Origin of the sequence: Mariniphaga anaerophila, from assembly GCF_900129025.1 — a bacterium.
Taxonomy (GTDB): domain Bacteria; phylum Bacteroidota; class Bacteroidia; order Bacteroidales; family Prolixibacteraceae; genus Mariniphaga; species Mariniphaga anaerophila.
Map to the genome: position 1 here is coordinate 1 of NZ_FQUM01000029.1, position 6,001 is coordinate 6,001.

2 tRNA genes and 3 rRNA genes are annotated in these 6,001 nt (G+C 48.4%); all 5 read right to left on the minus strand.

Going from position 1 to position 6,001, the window contains the following annotated elements:
- Window positions 1-44: 44 nt before the first annotated feature.
- The 5 genes from rrf to BUB08_RS19765 all read right to left on the minus strand — a co-directional run bounded on the left by rrf (window position 45) and on the right by BUB08_RS19765 (window position 5,240).
- Window positions 45-155: ribosomal RNA gene (gene rrf, locus BUB08_RS19745) — 5S ribosomal RNA — on the minus strand.
- Between the two features lie 105 nt (window positions 156-260).
- Window positions 261-3,058 (minus strand): 23S ribosomal RNA (locus BUB08_RS19750).
- A gap of 331 nt (window positions 3,059-3,389) precedes the next feature.
- A tRNA-Ala gene (locus tag BUB08_RS19755) sits at window positions 3,390-3,463 on the minus strand.
- A gap of 45 nt (window positions 3,464-3,508) precedes the next feature.
- Window positions 3,509-3,585, minus strand: a tRNA-Ile gene (locus BUB08_RS19760).
- Window positions 3,586-3,719: 134 nt separating this feature from the next.
- A 16S ribosomal RNA gene (locus tag BUB08_RS19765) occupies window positions 3,720-5,240 on the minus strand.
- The 16S, 23S and 5S rRNA genes sit together here with 2 tRNA genes alongside, the layout of an rRNA operon.
- Window positions 5,241-6,001: the final 761 nt, after the last annotated feature.

Consider the following 6,001-nt stretch of genomic DNA (forward strand, 5'->3'; position numbering starts at 1 on the left):
AACAATAAAAAAGCCCATGCTCAAAGAACATGGGCTTTGGATAAATCCGGCAGCGGCCTACTCTCCCACTTTTACGCAGTACCATCGGCGCTGGCGGGCTTAACTTCTCTGTTCGGAATGGGAAGAGGTGGTGCCCCGCCGCTATAGCTACCTTAAATCGGTTATGGCTTACTTCGCTCGCTGGCTTTTCGGCCATCAATACCTTTAGGCATGATGGAATAAAGGATTACTTTAATTCAATATCAGGGTCCCCTGAACTCTTAAGAAAGTATTCGGGCAATTAGTACTGCTCGGCTTTGACATTACTGCCTTTACACCTGCAGCCTATCAACGTAGTAGTCTCCTACGGCCCTTAAATGAGATCTCATCTTGAGGTGAGCTTCGCGCTTAGATGCTTTCAGCGCTTATCTCATCCATGCATAGCTACCCTGCAATGCAGCTGGCGCCACAACAGGTACACTAGAGGCATGTCCAACACGGTCCTCTCGTACTAGTATCAGGTCCTCTCAAATCTCAAACGCCCACAACAGATAGGGACCGAACTGTCTCACGACGTTCTGAACCCAGCTCGCGTGCCACTTTAATGGGCGAACAGCCCAACCCTTGGGACCTTCTCCAGCCCCAGGATGTGACGAGCCGACATCGAGGTGCCAAACCGCTCCGTCGATATGAGCTCTTGGGAGCGATCAGCCTGTTATCCCCGGAGTACCTTTTATCCTTTGAGCGATGGCCCTTCCATTCGGAACCACCGGATCACTATGCCCTAGTTTCCTACCTGATCGACCCGTCGGTCTCACAGTCAAGCACCCTTATACCATTACACTCTGCTGGCGGTTACCAATCGCCATGAGGGTACCTTTGGGAGCCTCCGTTACACTTTTGGAGGCGACCACCCCAGTCAAACTACCCACCACGCAATGTCCTCCCTGCGGAGTTAGACGCCAAGTAAGCAAAGGGACGTATTTCAAGGGCGGCTCCCCGAATCCTAGCGAACCCGGTTCATAGCCTCCGTCCTATCCTACACATCACTTACCCAGAGCCAATGCGAAGTTGCAGTAAAGGTTCACGGGGTCTTTCCGTCCCGTTGCGGGTAAACGGCATCTTCACCGTTACTTCAATTTCACCGAGCTCGCGGCCGAGACAGTATCCAGATCGTTACACCATTCGTGCAGGTCGGAACTTACCCGACAAGGAATTTCGCTACCTTAGGACCGTTATAGTTACGGCCGCCGTTTACTGGGGCTTCAGTTCAAGCCTTCTCCGAAGATAAGCTCCCCCCTTAACCTTCCAGCACCGGGCAGGTGTCAGGCCCTATACATCACCTTTCGGTTTAGCAGAGCCCTGTGTTTTTGATAAACAGTCGCCTGGATCATTTCTCTGCGGCCCCGCCTGAGCGGGGCTCCCCTTATCCCTAAGTTACGGGGTCATTTTGCCTAGTTCCTTAGCCGCGAATCACTCGAGCGCCTCAGGATTCTCTCCTTGACTACCTGTGTCGGTTTGCGGTACGGGCCGCTATGCTCGCTTTTCTTGGAAGCAATTTCGATACTTCGCTTCGCCCGAAGGCTAGGCTCAGGGTGCTATTCCGTCAGCACTCAGTACCTACATCACTCCGTCACTTTCATTGCATAGCGGGTGCAGGAATATTAACCTGCTGTCCATCGGTTACCCCTTTCGGGTTCACCTTAGGTCCCGACTTACCCTGATCCGATTAGCGTTGATCAGGAAACCTTAGTCTATCGGCGTGCAGGTTTCTCACCTGCATTATCGTTACTTATGCCTACATTTGCTTTTCCAGACGCTCCAATACACCTCACAGTATATCTTCGACGCTTCTGGAATGCTCCCCTACCACTATTTTCATAGTCCACAGCTTCGGTGGTATGCTTATGCCCGATTATTATCCATGCCCAGCCGCTCGACTAGTGAGCTGTTACGCACTCTTTAAATGAATGGCTGCTTCCAAGCCAACATCCTAGCTGTCTAAGCAGCCGGACCTCGTTTTCTTCAACTTAGCATACACTTCGGGACCTTAGCTGGTGGTCCGGGTTCTTTCCCTTTCGGACACGGACCTTAGCACCCATGCCCTCACTCCTGTAAAACATTTTACAGCATTCGGAGTTTGTCTGGATTTGATAGGCGGCGAAGCCCTCGCATCCAATCAGTAGCTCTACCTCTGCAAAACTATTACAAGGCTGCACCTAAATGCATTTCGGGGAGTACGAGCTATTTCCCAGTTTGATTGGCCTTTCACCCCTACCCACAGCTCATCCAAAAGCTTTTCAACGCTTCCTGGTTCGGTCCTCCATTTTGTGTTACCAAAACTTCAACCTGGCCATGGGTAGATCACAAGGTTTCGCGTCTAGCGCCACTAACTCAACGCCCTATTCAGACTCGCTTTCGCTTCGGGTACGTCCCTGAAGGACTTAGCCTCGCTAGTGACGACTAACTCGTAGGCTCATTATGCAAAAGGCACGCAGTCATCCCTATAAATAAGGACTCCTACCGCTTGTAGGCGCACGGTTTCAGGTACTATTTCACCCCCCTGTTCGGGGTGCTTTTCACCTTTCCCTCACGGTACTTGTTCACTATCGGTCTCTCGGGAGTATTTAGCCTTACCAGATGGTCCTGGCAGATTCAGACAGGATTTCTCGTGTCCCGCCCTACTCAGGGTACTGCACTTCTTAACCTAATGTCCGTGTACAGGGCTATCACCTTCTATAGCCGGCCTTTCCAAAACCGTTCCACTTCTTTATGCTAAAAATTATTGCAGCCCTACAACCCCGCTATTGCCGAAACAACAACGGTTTAGGCTATTCCCATTTCGATCGCCACTACTTTGGGAATCACTATTGTTTTCTTTTCCTCCGGGTACTTAGATGTTTCAGTTCCCCGGGTTGGCCTTCTTTCGAATATCGCAATTGCTTGCGATGGGTTGTCCCATTCGGGTACCTGCGGATCGATTCGTATTTGCCAATCCCCGCAGTTTTTCGCAGCTTGTCACGCCCTTCATCGCCTCCGAGAGCCAAGGCATCCCCCGTACGCCCTTTGTAACTTTCTTTTTCAAGAGAACCCTTATATCGTCTCTGTAATCCTCGTTACTCAGTAATTCTTGAGTTTTTCAACTCGTTTGTTTTTTACCTTTATCTATCTTCCATCATGCCAAAGAACTTCAACTTTCCTCAAAAAGCGATGCCTTTTGATTCTAGTACGTAGATAACCAGGGAATCGAACCCTAATAATGGCACCAGCCTTATCTCGTGCAGTCTCAAGTTGCAGCGTTGCTGCTTTCATGTAAACTTGTCCTGCTTTCAGTATTTCAATATTTTTTTGAACGTTTTGTCATTTTTAAAGTGTGACTCACTTTTTTTTTTCGACCTTTTCAGCCTCCGTGGAGAATAAGGGAGTCGAACCCTTGACCTCTAGAATGCAAATCTAGCGCTCTAGCCAACTGAGCTAATCCCCCAAATCTTCACAATTAATAACTATTACATATAAATTACTAATTGGGTGGTAGTCCCGCCCAGACTTGAACTGGGGACCTCTACATTATCAGTGTAGCGCTCTAACCAGCTGAGCTACGGGACTGTCTTAATAGCCTCAAGCCGTAAGCCGTAAGCTATAAGCCAATTGCTTCCCGCTTGTAACTCTATTCTTTATATTTTAAAAAAAGCAAGGACCAAACGTTGTCAATCCCTTTGGTAGCATACTTAGTGCTCCAGAAAGGAGGTGTTCCAGCCACACCTTCCGGTACGGCTACCTTGTTACGACTTAACCCCAGTCACTAGTTTTACCCTAGGCCGCTCCTTGCGGTCACAGACTTCAGGTACCCCCAGCTCCCATGGTTTGACGGGCGGTGTGTACAAGGCCCGGGAACGTATTCACCGCGCCATGGCTGATGCGCGATTACTAGCGAATCCAACTTCATGGAGTCGGGTTGCAGACTCCAATCCGAACTGAGACCGGCTTTCAAGATTAGCATCTCCTCGCGGAGTAGCTGCCCTTTGTACCGGCCATTGTAACACGTGTGTAGCCCTGGACATAAGGGCCGTGCTGATTTGACGTCATCCCCACCTTCCTCTCACCTTACGGTGGCAGTCCCGTTAGAGTCCCCAGCTTGACCTGTTGGCAACTAACGGTAGGGGTTGCGCTCGTTATGGGACTTAACCCGACACCTCACGGCACGAGCTGACGACAACCATGCAGCACCTTGCAGAGAGCCCCGAAGGGAAGGGTGTTTCCACCGCATACACTCTACATTTAAGCCCAGGTAAGGTTCCTCGCGTATCATCGAATTAAACCACATGTTCCTCCGCTTGTGCGGGCCCCCGTCAATTCCTTTGAGTTTCAACCTTGCGATCGTACTCCCCAGGTGGTTCACTTAATGCTTTCGCTCAGCCGCTTACTGTGTATCGCAAACAGCGAGTGAACATCGTTTACGGCGTGGACTACCAGGGTATCTAATCCTGTTCGCTCCCCACGCTTTCGTGCCTCAGCGTCAGTATTGGATTAGTAAGCTGCCTTCGCAATTGGTGTTCTGTGCAATCTCTATGCATTTCACCGCTACACTGCACATTCCGCCTACCTCATCCAAACTCAAGAAAAACAGTATCAATGGCACGACTACCGTTAAGCGGCAGTATTTCACCACTGACTTATTTTCCCGCCTGCGCACCCTTTAAACCCAATGAATCCGGATAACGCTTGCATCCTCCGTATTACCGCGGCTGCTGGCACGGAGTTAGCCGATGCTTATTCCTACGCTACCGTCAATACCTTACACGTAAGGTCATTTCTTGGCGTAGAAAAGCAGTTTACAACCCATAGGGCCGTCATCCTGCACGCGGGATGGCTGGTTCAGGCTTTCGCCCATTGACCAATATTCCTCACTGCTGCCTCCCGTAGGAGTCTGGTCCGTGTCTCAGTACCAGTGTGGGGGATAATCCTCTCAGAACCCCTACTGATCGTTGCCTTGGTGAGCCGTTACCTCACCAACTAGCTAATCAGACGCATGCCCATCTTATGCCACCGAAGTTTTAAGCAACTCTCCATGCGAAGAGTTGATATTATGGGGTATTAATCCACGTTTCCATGGGCTATTCCCCTGCATAAGGAAGGTTGCATACGCGTTACTCACCCGTGCGCCGGTCGCCATCTACCCGAAGGTAATGCTGCCCCTCGACTTGCATGTGTTAAGCCTCCCGCTAGCGTTCATCCTGAGCCAGGATCAAACTCTCCGTTGTAAATATAAAAAGTTTAAATCTCTTTCGCCCAAGTATGTCTCTCAGAAATCAACAAAGTTGGTACACCTTGCTTTTTTAATGCTTTCTATTCAAAATTTTAAAGAACTATCTTTTTTTTAATCTCCCCATAAAAAATCAGCACCGTTGTTTTTTAATGCTGAATCTTTGCTTTCCCTTCTATTTGACCGGCTTATCTTTCTTCTCTTCGTCTTGCCTCTCTGCCGGAACTGTTTCCCTTATCTTTCGGGGCTGCAAAGGTAATAACTCTTTTTGTTTTACCAAATAAAAAATGAACTTTTTTTTTATTTTTCTGCCGGTTTCCCAAGCTCTAAAAAGATTGGTATTCCTTATCCGGTTAAAGAACCGAAACACCTGTTATCCCTTACATCATTTTCTCAATGAACTTCGCTCCAAAAGCGGGTGCAAAAGTAATTGCCTTTTTCTATTTTCCAAAACTTTTCAGAAGTTTTTTTTCTTTTTTTATTCCCCTCTATCTATACCCTTCTTTACTCCTGAAATAATACTGTATCACCCTTCTTTATTGGGTGTTCCAGATGTCTGGACTTTCAATCTTAGCAATGAACTTTGCCCTTTTGGCGGGTGCAAATGTAGACCCTTTTTCTTCCCTACAAATAACTTCATCTCACTTTTTTTACCCTTCTCTAAAACATTTTTCGCAAACACTTGTAAATCACATATAAACAAATGTTACTCCAATGTTAACTCACCCCCTGCAGATTTATCAAAAGTCCCTACGCAAC